Annotated in this window: 17 protein-coding genes; 11 read left to right on the top strand and 6 right to left on the bottom strand. The window is 72.7% G+C overall.

Annotated features, from left to right (window positions below):
- Positions 1-60: 60 nt before the first annotated feature.
- From ACH47X_RS12880 to ACH47X_RS12865, 4 genes are all read left to right on the top strand, one after another.
- Positions 61-1266 (top strand): glycosyltransferase, encoded by a 1206-nt coding sequence (locus ACH47X_RS12880; RefSeq protein WP_397404821.1) that lies wholly within the window; start codon positions 61-63, stop codon positions 1264-1266.
- Between the two features lie 221 nt (positions 1267-1487).
- Positions 1488-2099: a 50S ribosomal protein L25/general stress protein Ctc gene (locus tag ACH47X_RS12875; protein WP_397404819.1), complete on the top strand. Its 612-nt coding sequence runs from the start codon at positions 1488-1490 to the stop codon at positions 2097-2099.
- A gap of 186 nt (positions 2100-2285) precedes the next feature.
- Positions 2286-2891: an aminoacyl-tRNA hydrolase gene (pth, locus tag ACH47X_RS12870; RefSeq protein WP_397404817.1), complete on the top strand. Its 606-nt coding sequence runs from the start codon at positions 2286-2288 to the stop codon at positions 2889-2891.
- A gap of 162 nt (positions 2892-3053) precedes the next feature.
- Positions 3054-6998 (top strand): DUF4082 domain-containing protein, encoded by a 3945-nt coding sequence (locus ACH47X_RS12865; RefSeq protein ID WP_397404815.1) that lies wholly within the window; start codon positions 3054-3056, stop codon positions 6996-6998.
- A 78-nt stretch (positions 6999-7076) separates the two neighbouring features.
- Here the strand turns inward: ACH47X_RS12865 and ACH47X_RS12860 are convergent, their stop codons facing one another.
- The 4 genes from ACH47X_RS12860 to ACH47X_RS12845 form a co-directional block, all read right to left on the bottom strand.
- The gene (locus tag ACH47X_RS12860; protein WP_397404813.1) at positions 7077-7880 is read right to left on the bottom strand and encodes a hypothetical protein; all 804 of its coding nucleotides are present in this window, start codon (positions 7878-7880) and stop codon (positions 7077-7079) included.
- Positions 7881-7884: 4 nt separating this feature from the next.
- The gene (locus ACH47X_RS12855) at positions 7885-8916 is read right to left on the bottom strand and encodes a hypothetical protein (protein WP_397404811.1); all 1032 of its coding nucleotides are present in this window, start codon (positions 8914-8916) and stop codon (positions 7885-7887) included.
- Complete coding sequence (locus ACH47X_RS12850; protein WP_397405137.1) at positions 8913-10142, bottom strand: MFS transporter; 1230 nt, start codon at positions 10140-10142, stop codon at positions 8913-8915. The genes ACH47X_RS12855 and ACH47X_RS12850 overlap by 4 nt, the downstream gene beginning before the upstream one ends.
- Positions 10143-10421: 279 nt before the next feature.
- Complete coding sequence (locus ACH47X_RS12845) at positions 10422-11528, bottom strand: acyltransferase family protein (protein WP_397404809.1); 1107 nt, start codon at positions 11526-11528, stop codon at positions 10422-10424.
- A gap of 156 nt (positions 11529-11684) precedes the next feature.
- Between ACH47X_RS12845 and mfd the strand changes: the two genes are divergently transcribed.
- The 6 genes from mfd (at position 11685) to ACH47X_RS12815 (ending at position 19835) form a co-directional block, all read left to right on the top strand.
- Positions 11685-15281 (top strand): transcription-repair coupling factor, encoded by a 3597-nt coding sequence (gene mfd / locus ACH47X_RS12840; protein WP_397404807.1) that lies wholly within the window; start codon positions 11685-11687, stop codon positions 15279-15281.
- A gap of 115 nt (positions 15282-15396) precedes the next feature.
- On the top strand, positions 15397-16326 hold the full coding sequence (locus ACH47X_RS12835; protein WP_397404805.1) for an ABC transporter substrate-binding protein: 930 nt from the start codon (positions 15397-15399) through the stop codon (positions 16324-16326).
- A gap of 204 nt (positions 16327-16530) precedes the next feature.
- Entirely contained in the window at positions 16531-16833 is a 303-nt protein-coding gene (locus ACH47X_RS12830) for a helix-turn-helix transcriptional regulator (protein WP_026365986.1), read from the top strand.
- Between the two features lie 86 nt (positions 16834-16919).
- Positions 16920-18110 (top strand): HipA domain-containing protein, encoded by a 1191-nt coding sequence (locus ACH47X_RS12825; RefSeq protein ID WP_051433095.1) that lies wholly within the window; start codon positions 16920-16922, stop codon positions 18108-18110.
- Positions 18111-18133: 23 nt separating this feature from the next.
- Positions 18134-18994, top strand: a complete 861-nt coding sequence (kynA, locus tag ACH47X_RS12820; protein WP_036965102.1) for a tryptophan 2,3-dioxygenase — start codon at positions 18134-18136, stop codon at positions 18992-18994.
- The gene (locus ACH47X_RS12815) at positions 18987-19835 is read left to right on the top strand and encodes an amidohydrolase family protein (RefSeq protein WP_397404800.1); all 849 of its coding nucleotides are present in this window, start codon (positions 18987-18989) and stop codon (positions 19833-19835) included. The genes kynA and ACH47X_RS12815 overlap by 8 nt, the downstream gene beginning before the upstream one ends.
- 78 nt (positions 19836-19913) lie before the next feature.
- Here ACH47X_RS12815 and ACH47X_RS12810 read toward each other — a convergent pair whose 3' ends face one another.
- Complete coding sequence (locus ACH47X_RS12810; protein ID WP_397404798.1) at positions 19914-23303, bottom strand: discoidin domain-containing protein; 3390 nt, start codon at positions 23301-23303, stop codon at positions 19914-19916.
- Positions 23304-23482: 179 nt separating this feature from the next.
- On the opposite strand from ACH47X_RS12810, the gene ACH47X_RS12805 reads away from it, so the two are divergent.
- Positions 23483-24742, top strand: a complete 1260-nt coding sequence (locus tag ACH47X_RS12805) for a kynureninase (RefSeq protein ID WP_397404796.1) — start codon at positions 23483-23485, stop codon at positions 24740-24742.
- Between the two features lie 100 nt (positions 24743-24842).
- Here the strand turns inward: ACH47X_RS12805 and ACH47X_RS12800 are convergent, their stop codons facing one another.
- Positions 24843-26480 (bottom strand): AMP-binding protein, encoded by a 1638-nt coding sequence (locus ACH47X_RS12800; RefSeq protein WP_397404794.1) that lies wholly within the window; start codon positions 26478-26480, stop codon positions 24843-24845.
- Positions 26481-26485 lie beyond the last annotated feature (5 nt).

Genomic DNA, 26485 nt, shown 5'->3' with positions numbered 1-26485 from the left:
GCACTTGACTCGGGCGCGGTCAACGGGAGACCGTGTCTTGACATCTATGGGGGAGGGTCAGTGACCGTCACCGTCGTGGTCCCGACGTTCAACGAGGGACCGAACGTCCGGGCGCTCACCGAGCGGCTCTGTGCCGCCTTCGGAGTGCTGCCCGACGGCGGTCGCGCCTCCGGCGTCGTGCAGGGACCCGAGGGCGGGCCCGCCCCCGTGGGGGCTCCCGCCCTGGCGGAGATCCTCTTCGTCGACGACTCGACGGACGACACCCCCGACCGGATCCGTGAGGTCGCGGCCACCACACCCGTCCCGGTGCGGCTGCTGCACCGGGAGAAGCCGGAGGGCGGCCTGAGCGGCGCGGTGGTGGCGGGCCTGCGCACCGTGACCACCGAGTGGGCGGTCGTGATGGACGGCGACCTGCAGCACCCGCCGGAGCTGGTGCCGGCGCTCGTCACTCGCGGCCGCGAGGCGGGGCTCGACCTCGTGGTCGCCTCCCGCTACACGGGCGACGGCGATGCCGGCGGCCTGGACGGCTGGTGGCGGCACGGCGTCTCGATCGCGTCGGCCCTGCTGGCGCGGTCCATGTTCCCGGTGCGGCTGCGCAACGTCACCGACCCGCTCACCGGCTTCTTCGCCGCCCGGGTGGACGCCCTGGACCTCGACGCCCTGCACCCGCGCGGCTTCAAGATCCTGCTCGAGCTGCTGGCGCGCAACACCCTGGCCGTGGGGGAGGAGCCGTTCGTGTTCGGCGAGCGGTACGCCGGGCACTCCAAGGCGACCTTCAAGACCGGCCTGCGCTACCTGGAGCAGCTCGCCGCACTGCGGTTCGGGCGGATGTCGCGGTTCGCGATCATCGGCGGCTTCGGAGCCGTGCTCAACGTGTTCATCCTGTGGCTCCTGACCGCGCTGGGAGTGCACTACGTGCAGGCCGCGGTGATCTCCGCCGTCGTCACGATCCTGATCAACTTCCTGCTGCAGGAGCGGCTCGTCTTCCGCGACCTGCGGAACGAGGGCCGCGGCGTCTGGTCGCGGTTCGCGCACTCGTTCGCGTTCAACGGCACCGAGGCGGCGATCCGCCTGCCCGTGCTGTGGTGGCTGGTCGAGCACACGGGCATGTGGCCCGTGCTGGTGCAGGCCGTGACGCTGGTCGTCGCGTTCCTGCTGCGCTTCGTGTTCCACGTCCAGGTGGTCTACAAGCCCAGGCGCACCCAGCCGGCGATCGGGGTCACACCGCCCCTCGGTGCGGACCGGGCGGACGAGCGGGTACAGTAGTCAGGTTGCCTCGGCGAGGGACGCCTGACGGCCGCGGCGGGACCTGATCCCGCAAGCACTTCGGCCGGCGTCCGTGATCGACTGGGCGGCCGTCGGCGGCCCCGGGCGGAGTACCCCTCCAGCACCTCGCCCCGCGTGCCCGCTCCGCGCCCGTCACGTGTCCCGCGCCGACGCAGCCGCCATCTTCGAGTTGCACACATATCTTCCAGGAGTGAATTCCCATGGCCGAGATCAAGCTCGCCGCTGAGCCCCGCACCGAGTTCGGCAAGGGTGCGGCCCGCCGCATCCGCCGCGACAACAAGATCCCCGCTGTCCTGTACGGGCACGGCACCGACCCGGTGCACGTGACCCTGCCGGGCCACGAGTCCATGCTGGCGCTGCGCCAGACCAACGTGCTGCTCAACATCGAGGTGGACGGCAAGGGCCAGCTCGCCGTCGCCAAGGACGTCCAGCGCGACCCGGTCCGCAACGTCATCGAGCACATCGACCTGCAGGTCGTGCGCGCGGGCGAGAAGATCACCGTCGACATCTCCGTGAACATCGTGGGCGAGTCGGCTCCCGGCACCATCCACCTCGTCGAGGAGCAGACGCTCTCGGTCGAGGCCGAGGCCACGCACCTGCCCGAGTCCGTCGAGGTCTCCATCGAGGGCCTGGAGTCCGGCGCGCAGGTCCACGCCGGCGAGGTCGCCCTGCCGGCCGGCTCGACGCTGCTCACCGACCCGAACGCGGTCGTCGTGCTCATCACCGAGCCGCGCGGCGAGGCCAGCCCGGACGAGGCCGAGGAGTCGGCGGAGTCCGCCGGTTCGGCCGCCGAGGCGTCCGCGGAGGGCTGAGCCCCTCCCGCGTCCCAGAGCGTCCCGGCCTGAGCCGGACGTACCGGGCCGAGGTGGAACTTCCTGGCGCGCGCACGAGACGATCGTGCGCGGCGCGGGTTCCACCTCGGCCCGACCTGTATGCGCCGCGGGGCGGGCAGCCCGCCGCCGTGACCACCGTGACCGCTGTCGTGGAAGGAACGTGACATGAGCGACCGGCCCTGGCTCGTCGTCGGGCTCGGCAACCCCGGTCCCAAGTACGCCGGTAACCGGCACAACGTGGGACAGATGGTGCTGGACCTGCTGGCCGAGCGTGCCGGCGCGCGCTTCTCGAAGCACGCGCGGGCCCAGGCCGTCGTGGCGGAGACCCGGCTCGGCGTGCTGCCCGGCGGGGCCCCCGGCCCCCGGGTGGTCCTGGCCAAGCCGACCACGTACATGAACACGTCCGGCGGCCCGGTCAGCGCGCTCGCCAAGTACTACGACGTACCCGCCGACCAGGTGGTCATGGTGCACGACGAGGTGGACATCCCCTTCGACACCATCAAGCTCAAGATCGGCGGAGGCGAGGGCGGCCACAACGGGCTGCGCGACACCTCCAAGGCGCTCGGCACCAAGGACTACCACCGGGTGCGCGTCGGCGTCGGCCGGCCGCCCGGCCGCATGGACACCGCGGACTACGTGCTGCGGGACTTCAGCGGAACCGAGAAGAAGGACCTGCCGATCCTGGTCGACGACGCCGCCGACGCCGTCGAGATGCTGCTCACGCAGGGTCTGCTGGCGGCCCAGGGCAAGTTCCACGTCGCCAAGGCCTGAGCCGACCCGGCCCGACGTGTCAGACCCCCAGGTCCCTCGGGCGACCTGGGGGTCTGACACGTTCTGAGGCGCCCGGGAGCGCCGTGGGCAGCCGGGTGAACCGGGGGTGATCTCCCCGTCCTGGTGCGACATCCTGGGCATCGCCGCTCCTAGGGTTGCGATGTGGGCAGCACCTTCGCACTTTCGTCACACCGGACCCGCCTGGGCCGTCGTCCCCTGGCGGCCTTCGTGGTCGCCGTGCTCGCGGTTTCCTCGGCGCTGTTGACCGTGGCCCCCGCGGCGACCGCCGAGCCCTGTGCTCCCGGGGGCAACCCGATCGTCTGCGAGAACTCGAAGCCCGGCACCTCTCCCCAGGTCTGGGACATCGAGGGTGCGGGCGACCCGAGCATCCAGGGCTTCGCGACCCAGATGAGCACCGACGCCGGCAACCGGGTCGACTTCAAGATCGACACCGACGCCCGGAACTACACGGTCGACATCTACCGCACCGGCTGGTACCAGGGCCTCGGCGCCCGCAAGATCGACTCGGTCACGCCGAGCGCCACCCTGCCGCAGAACCAGCCGGAGTGCGCCTGGGACGTGACCACCGAGCTGGTCGACTGCGGCAGCTGGGCCGTCTCGGCGGGCTGGAACGTCCCGGCGACCGCCGTGTCCGGCGTCTATGTCGCCCTCCTGACGCGGACGGACAACGGCGGCCAGAGCCACATCACGTTCGTCGTGCGCGACGACGGGTCCACCTCCGACATGGTCTTCCAGACGGCGGACACGACGTGGCAGGCCTACAACACGTACGGCGGGTCCAGCTTCTACTCCGGCGGCGCCAACAACCGGGCGTACAAGCTCAGCTACAACCGCCCGTTCGCCACCCGCGGCCTGGAGCGCGGCCGTGACTTCTACTTCAGCTCCGAGTACGCGATGGTGCGCTTCCTGGAGCAGAACGGCTACGACGTCACGTACATCGCGGGGGCCGACACCAGCCGCGACGGCGCCCGGCTGCTCGACCACAAGACGTTCCTCTCGGTGGGGCACGACGAGTACTGGTCCGGCCCGCAGCGGGCCGCCGTCGAGCAGGCCAGGGACGCCGGCGTGCACCTCGCCTTCTTCGCGGGCAACGACGTGTACTGGCGCACGCGCTGGGAGCCCTCGACGGCCGGTCCCTCGACGAGCCACCGCACCCTGGTCTCGTACAAGGAGACCTGGGGCAACGCCAAGATCGACCCGTCGAGCGAGTGGACCGGGACCTGGCGTGACCCGCGGTACGCCAGCCGTACGGCCGGCGCGGGCCGCCCCGAGAACGAGCTGATCGGCACTCTCTACACGACCAACTACTCCGACCTGCCCGTCACCGTCCCCGCGGAGGAGGGCGACCTGCGGATCTGGCGGAACACCGGGCTGGACGCCCTGCCCGCCGGGACGTCCCAGGCGCTGGCGGACCACACGGTCGGGTACGAGTCCAACGAGGACCTCGACAACGGGTCGCGGCCCCCGGGCCTGATCCGCATGTCGAAGACCGTCGGCGAGGTGCCCGAGTACCTGCAGGACTTCGGCAACGTGGTGGCGGCCGGCACGACCACGCACACCATCACGATGTACAAGGCGGCCAGCGGCGCGCTCGTGTTCTCGGCCGGCACCGTCCAGTGGGCGTGGGGTCTGGACCAGACGCACGACGGGAACGGCGCCCCGGCCGACGCCCGGATGCGGCAGGCCACCGTGAACCTGTTCGCGGACATGGGCGTCCAGCCGGACACGCTCGCCTCCGGTATCGCGCCGGCGACGAAGTCCACCGACACCACGGCGCCGACCGTCCAGATCACCGGTCCCGCGGCGCAGGCCCAGGTCGGCGGCGGCTCCCGGGTCACGGTCAGCGGCACGGCGGCCGACACCGGCGGCCGGGTCGCGGGCGTCGAGGTCTCGCTCGACGGCGGCGACACCTGGCACCCCGCGAACGGTCGCGCGAGCTGGACGTACACCGGCCAGGTCTTCGGCACCGGCGCCGTCGAGCTGCGGGCGCGGGCGATCGACGACAGCGCCAACATCGGTACCGCCGCCACCCGCGGCGTGCAGGTCGCCTGCCCGTGCAACGTCTTCGGCGACGGGCCGCCGCCGAACGGCGCAGCCGACGACTCGTCCGCCGTCGAGCTCGGCCTGCGCTTCACCGCGGCCGACGACGGCTATGTCAGCGGCGTCCGTTTCTACAAGGCCGCCGGCAACACGGGGGTGCACGAGGGCACGCTGTGGAGCGCCGCCGGCGCCCAGCTCGCCCGCGTGCAGTTCGGCGGTGAGTCGGCCACCGGGTGGCAGACGGCGTCGTTCACCACGCCTGTCCCCGTCCTCGCGGGGCAGAAGTACGTGGTCTCGTACACCGCCCCGAACGGCCGCTACGTCTCGACCCCCTGGGCCTTCCAGACGCACGGCCGGTCCGCCGGCCCGATCACGGTCGAGGGTGGGTTCGGGGCCGCTCCCGCGGGCCTGTACGGTGCGCCGGGCACCGTCCCCACGGAGTCGTGGGACAACTCCGCCTACTACGTGGACCCGGTGTTCACGGCGACCGACAACTCGGCGCTGCGCGTCAGCACGCGGGCCCCCGTGGACACGGAGGTGAGCGTCCCGCTGGACGCCCCGGTGCGCGCGACGTTCTCCAAGAACGTCGTGGCCTCCTCGATCGGCGTCGTGGTCAAGGACGCAGCGGGCGCCACGGTGCCCGGCACGGTGTCCTACGACGCACCGACCCGTACCGCCACGTTCACGCCGTCCGCCGCGTGGGCCGGCTTCGTCGAGCACTCGGTGACGGTCACCGCGCAGTCTGTCGACGGGCTCCCCGTGTCCGAGGGCGGCACATGGAGCTTCCGCACCGTCCGGCCGCCGTCGACCGTGTGCCCGTGCGGCCTGTACGACGACACGGTGGTGCCGGACATCACCGCGGCGGCCGACCCCGACGCCGTCGTTCTCGGCACCCGGTTCTCCCCGACCGCGGCCGGCGCGGTCTCCGGGATGCAGTTCTGGAAGTCGACGCAGATGGAGGGGCCCTTCGTCGCGTCCCTCTGGGGACCGTCCGGTCAGGTGCTGGCCCAGGCGACGATCGACGACCCGGTGGCGCAGGGCTGGCAGGAGGTCGAGTTCGACACCCCGGTCGACCTCACCGCGGGCCAGGAGTACACGGTGGGTTACCGCGCGCCGTCCGGCCGCTACCCGGCCACGCTCGGCGGGCTCGGGGAGGCACGGACCGTCGGGAAGCTGAGCACGCCGCAGAACGCCGGCGTCTACACCTACGGCACAGGGCGCCCGACGACGGCGGTGTCGACGGCCTACCTCGTCGACGTCCAGTTCGAGCCCGCCGCGTCCACTCCCACGATCGTGTCGCGGACGCCGTCGGCCGCCGCCGTCGACGTGCCGCTGGACACCGATGTGTCGGTCACCGCCTCGGAGGCGCTCGCCTCCGGCACCACGCTCACCCTCACGACGCCCGGCGGTCAGCCCGTCGCCGGGACCCTCACCCGGGACGGTGCGACGGCGACGCTGGCGCTCACGAACGACCTCGGCGCAGGCGCCACCTACACGGCGTCCTTCACCGGGAAGACCTCCGCGGGGGCGACGATCGGGCCCGTGACGTGGTCGTTCACGACGCAGGCGGCTGCGGGCTCGTGCCCGTGCTTCGTGTTCGGCAGCGCGGTGCCGCCGATCGCCGCCGCCGACGACGGCGCCGCCGTGGAGCTGGGCACCCAGTTCTCCGCCGACCGCGCCGGGTTCGTGACGGCGGTGCGCTTCTACCGGGGTCCGGGCAACACCGGGCCGCACACGGTGACGGTGTGGTCGGCCTCCGGGACGGCCCTGGCGTCCGCCGTGGCCCCGTCGGGCGGCGCGGAGGGCTGGCAGACGGTCCAGCTCGCCCAGCCGGTCCCGGTTACCGCGGGTACCACGTACGTCGTGTCCTACCTCGCGCCGCAGGGCCGGTACGCGGCCGGGCAGGGGTACTTCGCGCAGGCCCGGACCGTCGGGCCGCTGACCGCTCCGGTGGACGCCGGCCGGTACGCGTACGGCGGCGGGTTCCCGCAGTACTCGTGGCTCAGCACCGGGTACTGGGTCGATCCCGTGTTCGTCGTGGAGTGACGCCGCGCTGACACCCGTCGTGGCGTCGTCCTCCTCCGGGGGACGACGCCACCGGCTCGCCGACGGACGGGGGGCGGCTCAGCCGGCCGAGAGCGTGGCGAGCAGCTCGACGTCGCAGCCCTTGCGCTTCGGGGAGGTGACCAGCACGACGGTTCCGTCGTCCCGCTCCAGGGTCACGGTGGTGCGGTCGGGGCCGGCGGTGGTGCCGGTCTCGGCGAAGCCCCCGGTCGTGAACCACGAGCGGTACCCGAGCAGCACCTCGGTGCAGCCGTCCTTCGTGGTGACGTCCAGTGCCACCTGGAAGCGCCCGTCCTGCCCGGTCACCGAGCTGGTGTCCACGGTGGCGTCGTCCGGGACCCGCACGACGTCGGCGGGGAACTGGGCCACCAGGCCCGGCCCGTCGGCGGACCTCTGGGAGCGGCTCATCCGGCCGGCCGCGGGGAGCTCGGCGACGCGCTCGCCCGGCGAGGCGCCCGCCTCCCCGGCGTCGTCGGGCGGGGCGAGCTCGCTGCCGTCGCCGCCGCTCTGCCCGGCGCTGCCCCCGCTCGGCATGGGCGCGGTCCGCCCGTCCTCCTGGGGGTCCACCTCCGCGTCCGCGGTGGGAGGGGCGCTCGGCGCGGACCTGTCCTCGTCCGGCGCGTCGGAGCCGGTGCCGCTCGGCCTGGGGGACGCCGCCGCCGTGCCCTGCCCCTGCGCCGCCTCGGTAGCCCCGGACCCGGGCGGCGAGCCCGTGCAGCCGGTCAGCGCCAGGACCGCGGCCAGCAGCGGGGCGGTCGCGAGCGGCACGGTGTACCGCGGCGACGTGGCGGGCCGCAGCGGGGCGGCGGACCGGCCGGAGGCCGGCGTCGTCGGGCGGGTACTGCTCCTGCGGATCGTGCGCATGGTGTCATCCCCTGACCACGCTCGGGGACCAGGCCTGCGGGATGGCGACCACCGGATCGGTCGCGCCGTCCGCGGGCAGGGCCCAGACGTCGGTGGTGCCCGGCTCGTCGGCGCGGGGCAGCCCGTAGAGAAGCGTGGTGTCGTCGAGCCAGGTGATCTGGTCGTCGACGTTCCGCTCCTCGGTGTCGAGCACGGTGATCGCCATCGTGTCGAGGTCGAGCACCGCCGGGGTCCAGTGCGGCGTGGCCGTACCGGGCTCGCGGGCGTCGTGCTTGAAGGCCAGCCGGGTCCCGTCCGGCGACAGGGAGGGGCACTCCACGCCGTCGAGCAGCGTCACCAGCGTGCGGTCTGCGAGGTCGCCCCGCACGAGCCAGGTGCGGCCCAGCGACTGCGACTGGACCGTGGCGTAGAAGGTCCGCTCGTCCGCGAAGGTCACACCCCACACGTTCCGGTCCACGGGGGCGATCCGCTCGCCGTCGACCACCAGCGTGAAGTCCTCGAGGTTGCCGGACATGTCCGAGCCGTCGGCGCGGTGCACCGTGGTCTCGGTGGAGAAGCCCGTGGACGCGTAGGAGTGGCCCGAGACGAACGCGGTGGTGGCCACCAGGCCGTCCGGCGAGAGCCGGGTGCGGCTCGGGATGCCTGGCAGGGGCCAGCTCGCGGTGGTCTGCCAGGCGCCGTCGAGCACCTCGGCCTCGTAGGTGGTGACGACGCCGCGGCGGGTGTGCAGGCAGACGGTCGTGTCGCCGTCGGAGTCCACCCGGTCGCAGACGACGGGCGTCACCTCGCGGGGGCCCGACAGGTCGTCCAGGGCGACGGCGGACACCCGGCCGTACAGGTCGCCGGGCGCGGTGCCGCGGAACAGCACGTGCGGTCCGGCGAGCACGCCCTCCGCCTGCTCGACCGCGCTCGGGGCGGCCTGCTCGGCCCGGGCGCGCAGCACCTCGGTGGTGACGAACCAGCCGGTGGCGGCCAGGACCACGACGGTGAGCACGGCGAACGCCGTCCGGCGGCGGTGGGTGGGCGGTGCGCTCATGCGGGCGACCTCCGCAGCAGGAAGGCGCAGACCGGGACGGCGACCACGAGCGCCGCCGTGGCGATCCACAGGGCGTCGACCCGGCCGGCCGCGTACCAGAGCACGCCGAACCCGGCCGAGGCCGCCATCCGCGCCACGGCGGTGACCGTCTGCGCGGTGCCGATCGCGGTGCCCCGTACGTCGGCGGGCACGAGCGCGCTGGTCAGCGCGGAGAGCACGCCGTCGGTCGCGGCGTAGAAGGCGCCGAGCAGGACCAGGGCCACCACCGTCGTCGTCGCGCCCGCGAACGGGGCGGCCGCGCAGGCGTACGCGGCGGCGAGCAGCACGTGCCCCCAGACCAGCACGCGCGCCCGGCCGAACCGGTCGGCGAACCGGCCCACGGGCGCGGCGAGCAGCATGTACACGGCGTTCGTGCCCACGTACAGCAGCGGGAACCACTGCGTGGCGAACCCGTCGCGGTCCTGCAGCGCGAGGTAGACGAACCCGTCGCCGACCGTCAGCAGGCCCAGCAGCCCGGCCACGACGAGGATCCGCACCGTGGCGCCCCGGCGCAGGAAGCCCCACGAGAACGGCCGTCCGGTGAGCTGCAGGCCGCCGGGCGCCTCGCACGTGCAGCCCTTGCACTTCGGCAGCCCGCGCGACTCGCGGCTGCGGTGGGTGCGCAGCCAGGCGGCCTGCCGGGGCCGCAGGTCCGGGACCAGGAACACGAGGGCGCCCACACCGAGCACGGCGGCGCCGAGCGAGATCACGAAGACGGTCGTGTAGCCGTCCGGGATGGCCCAGAGCACCACGAACGCAAGCAGCGGGCCCAGCGCGGCCCCCGCGGTGTCCAGCGCCCGGTGCACCCCGAAGGACCGGCCGAGGTTGCGCGGGTTGGCGGACGCCGCGATCAGCGCGTCGCGCGGCGCCGTCCGCACGCCCTTGCCGACCCGGTCCGTCACCACGAGGCTCGCGATCGCCGGCAGCCCGGCGGCGAACAGCAGGCCCACCCGCGTCAGTGCGGAGAGTCCGTAGCCGACGGCGGCGACCCACTTGGGCCGGTCGGTCCGGTCGGAGGCCCAGCCGCCGGCCACCCGGACCAGTGCTCCGGCGCCCTGCACCAGCCCGTCGACGACGCCGTACGCGACCACCGAGAGGCCGAGCGCCGCGGTGACGTACAGCGGCAGGATCGCGGTGACGGCCTCGGAGGAGACATCGGTCAGGAAGCTGACGACGCCGAGCGTCACGACGGTGGACGACACCCGTCCCGCGCGGCGGCGGGCGGCGTCGGACCGGCCGCCCGATCGCGTGCCCGGACCGCCGGCTGATCGCGTGCTGGGTCGGTCGGCGGACGGAGATCCGGCCTGCGTGCCGGTCTCTCCCGGGGCGGCGCGGAGGAGCCCTGACATGTCGCTCAGGCTACGGCGGAGGCCCGGGCCGACGGCTTGTCGAACAGGGGTGAACTACGTTGTTCACCCGGGTGAGGCGGTTTCGCTGAGCGGTCGGCAGTTGGCATCGAGATCGGCTCAGCCCTGAGCCGATCTCGATGCCAACTGCCGAGTCCGCGGTGCGAACCAGCTGGGCGGGGCGAACAGCCAGCGCGCGCCGACCCGCGGCGCCAGCGCGCCCAGGCCCAGGCCGGCGCCGATCGCCGTCGCGCAGAGCGCCACCGGCAGCCACTGCGACTGCGGCGCGGGGATCCAGATCCCGTTGCTGTACAGCAGGTAGAGCAGCGCGAGCACCACGGACGTGTGCGTGACGAAGACCGGCAGCGTGCGCGCGCCCAGCCAGCGCAGCCCGAGCGCACCCGGCACGCGCGAGACCAGCACGCTCACGGCCACCCCGGCAGGTACGCCGGCGAGGTTGGCCAGAAGGTAGCAGCCGGGCACGTCGGCCAGGCCGAGCTGCCGCACCGCGACCTGGACCGTGAGCCAGAGGGCCATGGCGCCCAGCGCCCAGTACCACGTCATGCGCTCGGCGAACCGTTCGAGCAGCGACCGCAGGTGCAGGCCGCCCAGGAAGAACAGCGCGAACTGCGCCGTGCCGCGCCACGCGATGCTCTCCGGCTCCCAGCCCGCCAGCGCCCAGCCGCTCACCGCGGCCGCCGCCAGGAGCTGCAGCGGCACGGGCACCCGGCGCAGCGCCCGCGCGGCCACGAAGAACGCGGCCAGCGTCCAGAGGAACCACAGCTCCGAGCGGGGGACCAGCAGCGACCAGGCGAGCTGGTCGGCGAGGGTGCCCCAGTCGGCGTCGGCCACCTGGTAGTAGCCCGTGACCAGGCGGACCACCAGGGAGATGGGCTCCCACAGCACGAACACCCACGCGAAGTGCAGCAGCTTGCCGCGGGCCAGCGTGGTCCACGGCACCGCCGTCCACTTGCCGGCGAACATGCCCGCCACCGCGAAGAAGAGCGGCATGCGCAGGCTGCGCAGGGTCTCGTTGACCTCGCGCAGCACGCTCACCTCGTAGCCCGTGGACCACGTCCAGTTGGTCGCGTGGTAGAGCACCACCAGTCCGATGGCGAGGCCACGGGCGGCGTCGGGCCAGTCGAGCCGGAGAGCGGAACGGTACGCGACGGCGGCTCGTCCCGGGGCGGGTGTGCCGTGCCGCGGGGAGCCAGAGGGGGTGAACATCGCCGGTCATCGTAGGACAGAGCGGGACGGAAGGCACCGCAAGGGCGTGGTGTCAGTGCCCAGGAGTAGCCTGGGACCAGCCCCTCACCACATGACCCCTACCCGGGTCATGCCCGTGAAGGGCCCGTCGTCGTGCGCCCTCGAAGGAACAGATCTATGAACCTCACCGGCCTCCTCCCCACACTTCTGCGCGATCCCGGCGCTTCCGCCGCCGTGGAGCACGTGCGCGCCCGCGGGTTCGCGGACGTGGTGGGCCCGGTGGGGGTGCGCCCGCCGCTGCTCGTCGCGGCGGCCGAGCGGCGGCCCCTCGTGGTCGTGACCGCGACGGGCCGGGAGGCCGACGACCTGGCGGCGAGCCTGCGTGGCTACCTCCCCGAGGAGCGGTCCGACGACGTCGCCGTGCTGCCGTCGTGGGAGACCCTGCCGCACGAGCGGCTCAGCCCGCGCGCGGACACCGTGGCCAAGCGCCTGGCGGTGTTCCGCCGACTGGCGCACCCGGCCGAGGGCCACGGCCAGGCCGGCGAGATCCGCATCCTGGTGATGCCGGTGCGCGCCCTGCTGCAGCCGGTCGTGGCGGGCCTGGGGGAGCTGGAACCCGTGCAGCTCGACTCCGGCACCACGGCCGACCTGACCGACGTCGCCGAGCGCCTCACCGCCGCCGCCTACACGCGCGTGGACATGGTCGAGCGGCGCGGCGAGTTCGCGGTGCGCGGCGGCATCCTGGACGTCTTCCCGCCCACGGAGGACCATCCCCTGCGCTGCGAGTTCTGGGGCGACGAGGTCACCGAGATCCGCTGGTTCGCCGTGGCCGACCAGCGCAGCCTGGAGATCGCGGAGCGCGGCGTCTGGGCCCCGCCGTGCCGCGAGATCCTGCTCGACGACGCCGTCCGGCAGCGCGCGGCCGACCTGGTGCCCAGCCTGCCCGGCGCGGTCGAGATGCTCGACAAGCTCGCCGCAGGCGTCGCCGTCGAGGGTATGGAGTCCCTCGCCCCGGTGCTGGTGGACCACATGGTCCCGGTGCTCGAGCTGGTACCCGAGGACGCGCTGCTCGTGGTCAACGAGCCCGAGCGCGTGCGCCGGCGTGCGCACGACCTCGTGGCGACGACCGAGGAGTTCCTCGCCGCCGCCTGGACCGGTGCGGTGGCCGGCGGAGCAGCGCCGATCGACCTGTCCGCCGCGTCCTTCGAGACCTTCGCCGAGGTGCGCGAGATCGCAGCCCGGCGCGGGCTGGGCTGGTGGACGCTCTCGGCCTTCACGCAGGACACGGAGCTGGCCGACGCCGACTCGCCGGGTGGAGACGGGTCCGAGACCGTGTTCACGATCAGCGCGCGGGACGTCGAGTCCTACCGCGGCGACCTGGCCCGGGCGCTGGACGACGTGCACGGTCTGCAGGTCGCGAGCTGGCGGCTGGTGCTGACCACCGAGGGCCACGGCCCGGCCAAGCGCATGACCGAGCAGCTCTCGGCGGCGGGCACCGCGGCCCGGCTCGCGGTGTCGCTGGAGGAGGAGCCCGAGCCCGGCGTCGTGCACGTGCTCGCGGGCGGCGCCGGCAAGGGCTTCGTGGCCCCTGAGCTGCAGCTCGCCGTCTTCTCCGAGCAGGACCTCACCGGGCGCGCCGGCTCCGGCACGCGCGACATGCGCCGCATGCCCAGCCGGCGCCGCAACGTCGTCGACCCCCTCCAGCTCAAGGCCGGCGACTTCGTGGTGCACGAGCAGCACGGCGTGGGCCGGTTCGTCGAGATGGCGCAGCGCACCATGGGCACCGGGGGCAACCGGGCCACGCGCGAGTACCTCGTGATCGAGTACGCGAGCAGCAAGCGGGGCCAGCCCGGCGACCGGCTGTTCGTGCCCACCGACCAGCTCGACCAGGTCACCAAGTACACGGGCGGGGAGGCGCCGTCGCTGTCCAAGATGGGCGGCGCCGACTGGAAGAACACCAAGGCCAAGGCGCGCAAGCACGTGCGTGAGATCGCGAGCGAGCTGATCCGGCTGTACAGCGCGCGCATGGCCACGCAGGGCCACGCCTACGGCCCGGACACCCCGTGGCAGCGCGAGCTGGAGGACGCCTTCGCGTACGTCGAGACGCCCGACCAGCTCGCCACCATCGACGAGGTCAAGGCCGACATGGAGAAGTCCGTGCCGATGGACCGTCTGGTCTGCGGCGACGTCGGCTACGGCAAGACCGAGATCGCCATCCGGGCGGCCTTCAAGGCGGTGCAGGACGGCAAGCAGGTCGCTGTCCTGGTGCCCACCACGCTCCTGGTGCAGCAGCACTACGAGACCTTCTCCGAGCGCTACACGGGATTCCCCGTGAACGTGCGGGCGCTGAGCCGGTTCCAGTCGGCCAAGGAGTCCGAGGAGACGCTCGCCGGCCTCAAGGACGGCAGCGTCGACATCGTGATCGGCACGCACCGCCTCATCACCGGGTCCGTCGCGTTCAAGGACCTGGGCCTCGTCGTGATCGACGAGGAGCAGCGGTTCGGCGTCGAGCACAAGGAGACGCTCAAGCAGCTGCGCACCAACGTCGACGTGCTGGCGATGTCCGCCACCCCGATCCCGCGCACGCTGGAGATGGCCGTGACCGGCATCCGCGAGATGTCCACGCTGGCCACCCCGCCGGAGGAGCGGCACCCCGTGCTCACCTACGTGGGCGCCTACGAGGAGAAGCAGATCGCGGCCGCCCTGCGGCGCGAGCTGCTGCGCGAGGGCCAGGTCTTCTACGTGCACAACAAGGTGGAGACGATCCAGCGCGCCGCGTCCCGGCTGAGCGAGCTCGTGCCCGAGGCCCGCATCGGCGTGGCCCACGGCAAGATGAGCGAGCACCAGCTCGACCAGGTCATCCGCGCCTTCTGGGAGAAGGAGCTCGACGTGCTGGTCTGCACCACGATCATCGAGACCGGCCTGGACATCTCCAACGCCAACACCCTGATCCTGGAACGCTCCGACATGCTGGGCCTGTCCCAGCTCCACCAGCTCCGCGGCCGCGTGGGCCGCGGTCGCGAGCGCGCCTACGCCTACTTCCTGTACCCGCCCGAGAAGCCGCTCACCGAGACCGCGCACGACCGGCTCGCCACCATGGCCGCCCACACCGACCTCGGTGCCGGCATGCAGATCGCCATGAAGGACCTCGAGATCCGCGGCGCGGGCAACCTGCTCGGCGGCGAGCAGTCCGGCCACATCGCCGGCGTCGGGTTCGACCTCTACGTGCGCATGGTCGGCGAGGCCGTGTCCGCCTTCCGCGGCGACGCGGAGGAGGAGGCGCCCGAGGTCACCATCGAGCTGCCCGTCGACGCCCACCTGCCGGAGGCGTACATCGCCACCGAGCGGCTCCGGCTCGAGGCCTACAAGAAGATCGCCACCGCGCAGGACGCCGCGGCGCTCGCGGAGGTCCGTGCGGAGCTCACCGACCGCTACGGCGCGCTGCCCGAGGTCGCGGACGCGCTGTTCGACGTCGCCGACTTCCGCAACCACGTGCGCAAGGCCGGGCTCACCGACGTCACGGCCCAGGGCAAGTACATCCGGTTCGCGCCGGTCAACCTGCCGGAGTCGGCGCAGCTGCGTCTCAAGCGGCTCTACCCGGGCACCATCCTCAAGCCGGCGATCCGCGCGTTCCTCGTGCCGTTCCCGTCGACCGCCCGGATCGGCGGGCGCCCGCTGCGCGGCACCGAGGTGCTCCAGTGGGCCCGCGGCCTCATCGACGCGGTGATTCTGGCGGACGTGGGGGCTGCCGCTAAGGTCGGCACACGCTCGTGACGCCGGGGTCGTTGCCGTGGGCGTAGGTGAAACTCGAATTCACAGCAAATGACCCGGACCGTATAGGCTCCACCCGCGTAACCCGCTCATCATGTCGTTTCGTGGAGGACACCGCATGGCACTCGGACATCGCGTGCGTGGACGCCGCGCACGCGCGGTCATCGGCTCGATCGCGGTGCTGACCGCGCTCGGCGGCCTGCTGACCGGCTGCGCGACCGACTCCGCCGAGTCGGCGGAGGGCAGCGCCCAGGCGATCGAGGTGCACCCGGAGCTGCAGGCGATGCTGCCAGGTGAGCTGCGGGCCAACTCGGCGCGCATCGCCGTCGGTACGGAGTCGGGCTACCCGCCCTTCGAGTACACGAACGAGGCCGGCCGCATCGTCGGCTTCGAGATCGACCTGTTCGACGCCGCGTCGAAGCGGCTGGGTCTGAAGTACAACTTTGTGGACATGCCGTTCGACTCGCTGCTGGGCGAGCTGTACGCGAGCAACGTCGACGTCCTGGCCGCCGCGATGTCGGACACGACCGAGCGCCAGGTCGACTACGACTTCGTCGACTACTACAACGACAGCGACGCGATCATGGTCCCGGCCGGCAACCCGGAGGGCATCAAGGAGCTCAAGGACCTCTGCGGTCGCACGGTCGCCGTGCTCACGGGTTCGACCCAGGCCGAGGCGCTCAGCGCGCTGAACCAGAAGGAGTGCCGGGCCAAGCCGGTCAACGTGATCGGGTTCGACACGGACGCCGACGCGCTCGCGCAGGTCCAGGCAGGCAAGGCGGACGCGGAGCTCACCCAGTGGTCCACCGGCGCCTACAACGCCAAGCAGGTCGGCTCCGGCGACATCTTCGAGGTCGCGAACTCCGAGGTCATCAACCCGTCGCCGCTGGGCTTCGTGTTCCAGAAGGGCGACGTCGAGATGGTGCGGGCCTACCAGGCCGCGCTCCAGAGCATCATCGACGACGGCACCTACGCCGAGATCCTGGAGAAGCACGACCTCTCCGTCGGTGCCCTGGAGACGGCCACGGTCAACAACCAGCAGCCATGATGCGCCGCTGAACGCAGCACCAGGAGGGCCGCCCCACACCGTGTGGGGCGGCCCTCCTGTTTTCCCGCGATCCGGCGCGCGCCGTGGGTCCCCGGGCCCGACACGCCGTCCTGCCCGCCGCGCGATTCCGCACCACGAAATAGTGGCTACCACAGTGACCGTTACCAGGCCCGTCGGTTAGCCTGGTAACCGAAAGGAGCGGTCATGGCCAGAACATCCCTCCGTACCCAGCGCGATCTCACGTCGCTCGGCGACCACGTGCGTGCCTGGCGCAAGATCCACGGCCTCACGGCCCAGCTCGTCGCGGACCGTGCGGGCATCACCCGCACCACGCTGCGGGCCATCGAGACCGGCACGGGGACGGTCAGTCTCGAGAACACGTTCGCGGTGCTGCGGGTGCTCGGCATGGCCGACGCCGTCGTCGGCGCGAGCGACCCGCTGACCACCGAGATGGGCCGGTTCCACGCGGAACGAGCCCTGCCGCAGCGAGTCAGGGTCCCCAGCTGAACGAGAAGAGAAGGTGAGCGCCGTTGTCGATTCGTGTCGAGGTCGAGCTTCCCGGCGGGGGTCAGGTCCGCGCAGGTGACCTCGACATGCATCTCAACCGCGGCGGCGCCCTCGTGGGCTGCACGTTCCGTTACGACGCCGCGTACCTGCGCGACCAACGGGCGTACGCCCTGTGCCCCGAGCTGCCGCTGACGCCGGGGAACATCCCGTCGGGCAGCGACCGGCCCCTGTTCGGCGTCCTGGCCGACTGCCAGCCCGACCAGTGGGGTCGCACGCTGCTGTTCAACGCGGAGCGACGTGCGGCCCGTGCCGAGGGACGCGGCTTCATGACGCTGACCGAGGTGGACTTCCTGCTCGGCGTGCAGGACGAGACCCGGCTGGGCGCACTGCGCTTCTCGCTCGACGAGGGCAAGTCGTTCATGGGGCCGCCGCGCGCCGAGGTCCCCGACCTGGTGGACCTGCCGTCGCTGACCGACGCCGCGGACGCCGTCGCGCAGCACCGGGAGACCGACCACGACGTGCGGCTCCTGGTCGCTGCGGGAACCTCGATGGGCGGCGCCCGCCCCAAGGTGACGGTGAAGGACGCCGAGGGCGACCTGTGGATGGCCAAGCTGCCCGAGAGCGGCGACCGGTGGGACGTCCAGGCGTGGGAGTACCTGACGCTGCGCCTGGCCTCGGACGCCGGCATCGAGGTGCCCGTCGCGCGGCTGCACCGCATCGGCCCGTCCCGTTCCATCCTGCTGACCCGCCGCTTCGACCGGCGGCCGGACGGCGGCCGCATCGGCTTCCTGTCCGCGGACAGCCTCACGCAGAAGGCGTTCTTCGAGGTCATCGACTATCGCACGCTCGCCGAGACGCTGGCGGACCACTCGGGCCGGCCGGCCACCGACGGGCACGACCTGTTCCGCCGCGTCGCGTTCACCCTGCTCGTGCGCAACGTGGACGACCACATGAAGAACCACGGTTTCCTCCGCCGCGCGGACGGCTGGTCGCTGTCCCCGCTGTTCGACGTGAACCCCAACCCGTTCGCCGTCGTCGAGTCCACGCCGCTGCGTCCGGGCGGCACTCGCATCGACCGGGACGTGCGGGTGCTGCTCGCCACCGCGGACTCCTACGGCCTGCGGCAGGACGACGCCCGTCGGGTGCTCGGCGAGGTCGCCGCGGCGACGTCGGGCTGGTCGCGGATCGCGCGTGACATGTCGCTGCCGCCGGAGGAGATCGCGCTGATGGCGGAGGCGTTCGAGAACCCCAACCGGGACGAGGCACAGGCCGCCTGAGCGGGCGGGGTTACGCTCGCCCCATGAGCGGCAACACCCGGCCCATCGAGGCCTCCATCCGCACGGACTTCCGCGACGAGATGGACTACGGCTCCTACCTGGGGCTCGACGCGCTCCTCTCGGCGCAGCACCCGGTGAGCGACCCACCGCACCACGACGAGCTGCTGTTCATCATCCAGCACCAGACCACGGAGCTGTGGCTCAAGCTGGTGGTGCACGAGCTGCGCGGCGTGCGGCGGTTCCTCGACAGCGACGACCTGCCCCGGGCCCTCAAGGGCCTGGCCCGCGTCAAGCACATCCAGCGCACCATCACCGAGCAGTGGTCCGTCCTGGCCACCCTGACTCCGAGCGAGTACGCGGAGTTCCGGGGCTCGCTGGGGCAGTCCTCGGGCTTCCAGTCCCACCAGTACCGCGCCGTGGAGTTCCTGCTCGGCAACAAGCACGCCGGGATGCTCCAGGTGTTCCGGGACAAGCCGGAGATCCACGCGCAGCTCGCGCAGCTGCTCCAGGAGCCCACGGTCTACGACGCGTTCCTGCGCCTGCTGGCCCGGCGCGGCCACGCGGTGCCGACCGAGATCCTGGACCGCGACGTCACGCAGGCCTGGACCGAGCATCCCGAGCTGATCGCCGTGTTCAAGACGATCTACGAGGACCCGCACGCCTACTGGGAGCTGTACGAGGCGTGCGAGGACCTGGTCGACATCGAGGATGCGTTCCAGCTCTGGCGGTTCCGCCACCTGCGCACGGTGCAGCGCACCATCGGCTTCAAGACCGGCACGGGCGGCTCCAGCGGCGTCGGCTTCCTCAAGCGGGCCCTGGACCTGACGTTCTTCCCCGAGCTCATCTCGGTCCGCACCGAGATCGACGGCCCGCTCGGTGTCTGACGGCGGGGCCACGACGCTGCCCGGCGTCGTCGACCACCACGTGCACCTGGGGCTGGTCGACCGGGGCGTGCTTGCCGACGGGCCGGTGGTCGAGGTGCACGACCTGGGCTGGGTCCCTCGTGAGGTGACCGCCTGGGCGGCCGAGCCGCCGTCGGGCGTCCGGATCCGGTATGCCGGGCCGTTCCACACCGCGCCGGGCGGGTACCCGAGCGGGCGCTCGTGGGCGCCGGACGCCGCGGTGCGGCACGTCGCCTCCCCGGAGCAGGCCGTCGCGGCGGTGGCCGACGTCGTCGCGGCGGGCGGGTTCGCCGTCAAGGTCGCCCTGCACGCGGGCATGGCCCTGCTGCCCGACGACGTCCTGCGGGCCCTCGTGGATGCGGCGCATGCCGCGGGGCTGCCGGTGCTTGTGCACGCGGAGGGCACGGGCCAGGCGGAGCGCGCGATCGACGCGGGCGCGGACACCCTGGTGCACGTGCCGTGGACCGAGGAGCTGCCGGCCGGCGTGATCGCCCGGGCAGTGCACATGACCTGGATCTCGACCCTCGCGATCCACGACGCGCCGGGCGGGTCGGCCGGTCTGACGCTCGCGCTCGCCAACGCGCGGCGGTTCGTCGCGGCGGGCGGGCGGCTCGTGTACGGCACGGACATGGGCAACGGTCCGACGCCGGTCGGGGTCAACGAGCGGGAGGTCGAGCTCCTCGGGACGGTGCTCACCGGGGAGGCGCTACGGCGGGCGGTCCTCGGCCCGCTCGACGCGGCGCCCGTGCTCGCGGCCCCGCTGCCGGTGCCGGAGTCGGCGTCCGACCTGATCGCGTGGCTCCGGGCGGCGACGCGCCTCTGAGCTCGGCCGCTCAACGCTGGCCGAGCTTGTCGAGACCCGGGTCTCGACGAGCCCGACCAGCGGGTACCGCCTCCTACCTCAGTTGCGGTTGATGGTGAACGTCGACGTCGGGTTCTCGATGTCGCGGAAGTTGTTCCCGAACGTCAGCCCGTTGAACGTCGCGGACCCGACCGCCGGGCCCTGCCCCGCCTCCGGCAGCGGGTTGGCCCAGATGCCGTAGCCGGACTTCGCGTCGTACTGGTCACCGCTGCGCTGGGCGCCGGTGATCGACACGTCCGTGAACACCGTGTCCTGGACCGGGTTCACCGGCTGCCCGCCGACGTACTGGGTCTGGAACATGATCCCCGAGTACGTCGGGTCCACGATGTCCAGGTCGTTCACCCGGATGGCGGTGAACGTCTTGGACGCCGAGAACAGCCACACCGCCGGGAACACCTGCGCGCCCCAGAAGTGCCCGCCGGAGCGCACCACGGAGATGCCCTCGAAGACGGTCGGCGCCGGGCCGAAGCCTTCCATCGGGTACCCGAAGTCCAGCGAGCTGATGGTCACGCCCGAGTACACGAGCGTGTCGGCGATGTAGATGTTGCGGAACGTGTTGTCCTGCCCGCCGTAGACGGCCAGGCCCGCCGCCCGCCAGGTGTTGGTGGACGTCAGGTTCTCGAACACGTTGCCCCGCTGGCCGCTACCGCCGGCGTCGGTCGCCGCGAACAGGGCGAACGAGTCGTCGCCGGTTCCGCGTGCCTGGTTGTCGTGCACGTGGTTGTTCGCGCTGCCGTTGGTCATGTTCAGCGCGTCGGCGAACGTGTTCCGGATGCGGGAGTCCTTGATCTCCGAGTCGTCCATGTTGGCCGCCCAGAACATGCAGATCATGTGCTCGACCCAGATGTTGTCGATCGTCATGTCGCGCACGTTGGCGAAGTCGAAGACCTTGCCCGGGCCGTCGATACGCGAGGTGTAGTTGCCGAAGTACGCGAAGTCGCGGAACGTCGAGCCGTTCGCCGTCCCTTCGGCCCGGAAGCCGATGTCCGTGTTCTCCTGGCCGGCCGGCGCGTGGAACCGCGTGAACCACGGCCCGGCGCCCACGATGTCGACGGCCTTGCCGTACACCTGGAACTTGCTCGCCGTCTGGTAGTCGCCCGCCGGCAGGTAGACGCCGGCCAGGTTGCCGGTCGTGTCCATCCGGAACCGGTCGAGCGCGTTCTGCACGTCCTGGTGGGTGAAGCCCGCGGGCTCGACATACCTGGCCGGGTCGGGGTTGGCCTGCGCCGTCGCCTGCTCCAGATCCACGAAGTCGACGGTGTACGGGCCGGGGTTGCTCGCCGTCTTCTGCAGCCGGATCGTCGAGCCCGCCGGGACGTTCCGCCCGAGCAGCGCGTTGGCCTCGTCGTAGATGTGCCGCGGGGCGCCCTGGCCGGGCTGGTTGCCCGGGCTCGCCTCGTTGCCGTACAGCCACGCGTAGCGCGAGGTCAGGTCGATGTTCTTGACGAACTGCCCGTCCACGTAGACGCCGAGCGAGCCGGTGGTGCCGCCGCCGCCCGCGGCGTCCGGCATGGAGAAGCGCACCACCAGGGAGTTGGCGGGCGCCCGCGTGGTCCACTCGACGTACGCGCCGGTCTGGCCCAGCGTGACCGCCTTGCGGCCGGACGCCTCGCCCGCCAGGTCGCCCACCACCCGGTTGGGCCCGACGGCGGTCGCGCCGCCGCCGGACGCGCCGTCCTCCGCCTCGTAGGTGTCGAACGGCATGTTGGCGCCGCGGCCGACGAACAGCGACCGCGTGACCTCGTTGTTCGCCCGCTTGGCCGCGACCTCGGTCGGGTCGGGGGCCGCCGTCACGGTGACGTCGAACGAGCCGTCGGCCGCGGTCCACGTGCCCAGGTTCACGCTCTGGCTGGTGGCGCCGGGCGCGATGGCGCCGGAGACCGAACCGGTCAGCGTGCGCACCACCGTGCCCGAACCGTTCCGCAGCACGACCGTCAGACCGTGCGCGCCGGACGACGCCGCGAGCGAACCGCGGTTCGCGATGGTCGCCGAGAAGGTGACCGCCTCGCCGGCGGCGGGGGTGGACGGCGTCCACGACACGGTCGGGACCAGGTCCGAGCTGGCGACCTCGGTGACCACCAGCGGGTCCGGCCGCGTGTAGCCGTTGTCGCTCTCGGACTGCTCGGCCACGGCACCCGACGGGTCCGCCTCGGCGCCGATCTCGTACGACCCGGCCGTCAACGTGCCGACGTCGGCCGTGACCGTCGCCTGTGCGCCCGCGGCGAGCGCGCCCACCTGGCCCGTCGCCACCTCGTCGCCGTCCACCGTGAACGAGACGTCGGTGGCAGTCGAGGCCCGCGTGCCGATGTTCTTCACGACGGCGGAGAGGGTCACGTCGTCCGACTCCGTGGGCGACGCCGGCGTGGCCGTGACGCCCGTGACCGTCAGGTTGGGGTTGGCCGCCGGCGTGCCGAACACCTGCAGCTCTGCCACCTGACCGTTGCCCGAGCCCGTGTTCGCCGTGAACCGGAGACGCACCTCCCGCGCGGTACCCGTGACCGGCACGGTCACCGTGTTGCCCGTCGCGGGGGAGAAGGCACGCGCGGCCGACGGCGCGAGCGTCGCCCACGCATCACCCGACCCCGTGCGGCCCTGCACCTCGAAGGTCTGCGTGCGTGGCCCCCAGGCCGTGGCGGGCGGCAGCTTCACGACGACGGCGCTCAGCTCCGCCGCGGACGCCAGCGTCACCGCGAGCGTGCTCGGGTACTGCCCGCCCGCGCCCTCCCAGTAGGTGCCCGTGTCGCCGTCGGTGGCGTTCGCCGCGACGTACGTCCACTCCGTCGACGACGCCGCCACGGGGCGGCCCGCCGCGAGGTCCGTGCCGTCAGCCGGCTCCTCCGGGTCCGGGGCGTCGCGGGTGCCACGCACCTCCAGCTCCGAGAGCTGACCCGCCGGCCAGCCCGTGTTCGCCGTGATCGCGACCCTCACGTACCGGGCCTCGGTGTTCGGCACGTCGATCGTCACCGTGTTGCCCGACGCCGGGTCGAACCGGCGCTGGGCGCTCGCGGCGAGGGTGGTGAAGGTGGAGCCGTCGGCACCTGCCTGCACCGACAGGGTCTGTGTGCGGGCCCCCCACGACGCGGGCAGCTTGAGCACCACCTCCTCGACGGTGGCGCCCGAGCCGAGGTCGACCTGGGCCCACTGCGGCAGGCTGCCGTTGGTCGACTCCCAGTACGTGCCGGCGTTCCCGTCGGTGAGGTTGTCGGCCAGGTAGGGGGCGTTGGCGCTGCTGGCCGCCGCGGCGGCGCCCGTGGACAGGACGCCGGGCGCGGCGCTGGCCGGCGCCGGCACGAGGACCGCCGCGGTCAGGGCGGCGGCGGTGAGTACCGACATCAGGCCGGGTGCGAGCCCCGGTCTGGTGGCATGGCGCGAGGTGGAGCGGAACATCGTCGTCCCCGATCTCCCGTCGTCGTCGACGGGTGTCGTCACCAGGATTGTCCGTGCGTACTTGCCATGGTTCTGTAAGTAAAAACGCGCAGTCTTGTCGACTTCTTGCGTTCGGATGGCACGGACATTACTGAGCCGCGCCCTGGGGCGTCAAGGGTTCCGGCCGGACCGCCCCGTGCACGACGTACGCTCGGGCCGGAACCGATCGACCTGGAGCCCCCGTGACCGACACCGCACCGTCCGCCCCGCAGCCCGCGACCCCGCCCACCGACCTGCCCGCCGTGCTGCGCGAGCGCGCCGCCGCCCTCGACGCCGCCGACCCGCTGGCCGCCTACCGCGACCTGTTCGTCCCGAGCGAGGGCCTGGTCGCCTACCTCGACGGCAACTCGCTGGGCCGGCCGCTGACCGCGACCCGCGAGCGGCTGGCGTCGTTCGTCGACGGGCCCTGGGCGGCGCGGCTGATCCGGTCCTGGGACGAGAGCTGGATGGACGCGCCGACCGAGCTCGGCGACGAGCTGGGCCGGGTCGCGCTGGGCGCGGCGCCTGGCCAGACCGTCGTCGCCGACTCCACCACCGTGCTCCTCTACAAGCTGGCCCGCGCTGCTGTCGACGCGCGGCCCGGCCGCACCGTGATCGTCGCCGACACCGAGAACTTCCCCACGGACCGGTTCGTGCTGCAGGGCATCGCGGCCGAGCGCGGCCTCGAGATCCGCTGGATCGCGCCCGACGCCGAGGCCGGCGTCACGCCCGAGGAGGTGGCGGCCGCCGTCGGGCCGGACACCGCGCTCGTGCTGCTCAGCCACGTCGCCTTCAAGTCCGGCTATATCGCCGACCTGCCCGCCATCACGCGGGTCGTCCACGACGCCGGCGCCCTGGTCCTGTGGGACCTGTGCCACTCGGCGGGCTCGGTGCCGCTCGACCTGGACGCCGACGGCGTGGACATCGCCGTCGGCTGCACCTACAAGTACCTGAACGGCGGGCCTGGCTCGCCGGCCTTCGCCTACCTGGCCGCCGGCCTGCAGGGGGAGGTGCGCCAGCCGGTGCAGGGCTGGATGGGGGCCGCCGACCCGTTCGCGATGGGCCCCGAGTACGAGCCCGCGGCCGGCATCCGCCAGCTCATCAGCGGCACGCCGCCGATCGTCGGCATGCTGCCGATGCGGGACATGCTCGCCCTGATCGACCGGGCGGGCATGCCCGCCGTGCGCGCGAAGTCGCTCGCGCTGACCGGCTTCGCGATCGAGATCGCGGACGAGCACCTGCCCGGCGTGCGCGTTGCCTCACCGCGCGACCCGGAGCGCCGGGGCAGCCACGTCATGCTCGACCACCCGGACTTCAAGCGGGTGGTGGCGGACGCCTGGGCGCGGGGTGTGATCCCGGACTTCCGTCCGCCGCAGGGCCTGAGGGTGGGCCTGTCGCCGCTGTCGACGAGCTTCACGGAGCTGGCGGAGGGGCTCTGGGCGGTCCGTACGCTGCTGCGCTGAACCTGATCCCCTTCGAGGCCTAAGTTTCTTCGCTTTGCGCCGGCGCAAAGCGAAGAAACTTAGGCCTCGAAGGGGGCGGGTCGGTCGGACTGTCCGGAGGTCAGGAGAGGTCCCGGCGGACGACCTTGCCCGTCGGGTTGCGAGGGAGCTCGTCCAGGAAGTGGATGTCGCGGGGGAGCGAGAAGCGCGGGAGCTCCGCCCGGAGCCGGTCCAGCAGGGCCTCCGCGGTGAGCGTCGCGCCCTCGCGCAGCACCACGTACGCGGCGAACCGGTGGCCGAACCGCTCGTCGGGCACGCCGAACACCGCGACGTCCGCGACCTCCGGCTGGGCCGTGATCGCGTCCTCCACCGGGCGCGGGAACACGTTCTCGCCGCCCGAGACGATCATGTCGTCGGCGCGACCCAGCACGTAGAGGCGGCCCTCGTCGTCGAGCCGACCGCGGTCGCCCGTGGCCATCAGGTCGCCGAACATCGGCTTGCCCGTGCCGTTCGTGTATCCCTCGAACAGCATGCCGTTCCCCACGCAGATCTGGCCGACGGCGCCGCGGGGCACCGGCCGGCCGGCGTCGTCCAGGATGCCGATGCGGGTGCCGAGCGGGGGCCGGCCCGCCGTCGTCGGCTCCGCCGCGAGGTCCTCGGGCGTCGAGATGGAGGCCCAGGAGGCCTCCGTCGAGCCGTAGAGGCCGTACAGCACCGGGCCGAACTCGTCGAGGAACTGGGTGATCCGGTCGGCGGGCATGGCCGATCCGGAGTAGGCGACGACGCGCAGCGACGAGGTGTCGTAGCGGGCCTTGACCTCCGCGGGCAGGTCGAGGATGCGCTGCAGCATCACCGGGACCGCGATCAGGGCGGTTACCCGGTGCTCGGCGATCATGCGAAGGGTCGTCTCGGGGTCGAAGCGCCGGGGCAGCACCAGCTCGGCATGCAGCGCCATGCCGAGCTGCAGCGCCGCGAGCCCCCAGGTGTGGAAGATCGGCGTGGAGATCATCATCCGGTCGCCGGCCCGCAGCGGGATGACCGACAGCAGCGACGCCGCCTCGCTCAGCCCGTGCGGCTGCGGCCGGCGCGCGCCCTTCGGGGTGCTCGTGGTGCCCGAGGTCATGACGACGGTGCGGCCGGGTCTCCCGGGGATGGGCACCCGTGTCGGGTCTCCGTTCGCGGTGAGCGCGGCGAGATCGGGGGCGCCGTCGTCGGCCCAGGTGGTGTGCACGCCCAGGCCGGCGGGCAGGTCGAGGCCCTGGTCCAGGAACTCCTGGTCGGCGAGCAGCAGCACCGGCTGCTGCTCGGCGGCGACGGCGGAGACCTGCGCGGGGGAGAGGCCGGAGTTGAGCAGCAGCGTGGTCGCGCCGAGCTTCGCCAGGGCCACCATGGCCTCGATCAGGCCGCCGTGGTTGCGGCAGAGCACGGCGACGGGCGACCCGAGGCCGACGCCACGGTCCCGCAGGGCGTTGGCCAGGCGGTTCGCGCGCTCGTCGAGCTCGCGGAAGGTCACGCTGCGCTGCTCGTCGGCGAACGCCGTCTGGTGCGGGGCGCGGACCGTGCTGGCGCGGTAGCCGCCGGCGATGGACGGGCCCCACGTGACGAGCTGCCAGACTGCCGCCACGTCGCGGTGCACGCGCAGGCCCGGCGCCAGCACGCCTGAACGCACGAGGTAGAAGCCCTGGTTGAGCAGGTTCTCCTTGCGGTCGACCTGCGCGAGGCCGCCGTGGCGGACCTCCTCGGCGCTGGTGGTCAGCACGTCGC

The organism is Promicromonospora kroppenstedtii, assembly GCF_044389675.1.
GTDB classification, from domain to species: domain Bacteria; phylum Actinomycetota; class Actinomycetes; order Actinomycetales; family Cellulomonadaceae; genus Promicromonospora; species Promicromonospora kroppenstedtii.
This window is presented reverse-complemented; position numbering and strand designations above follow the sequence as displayed.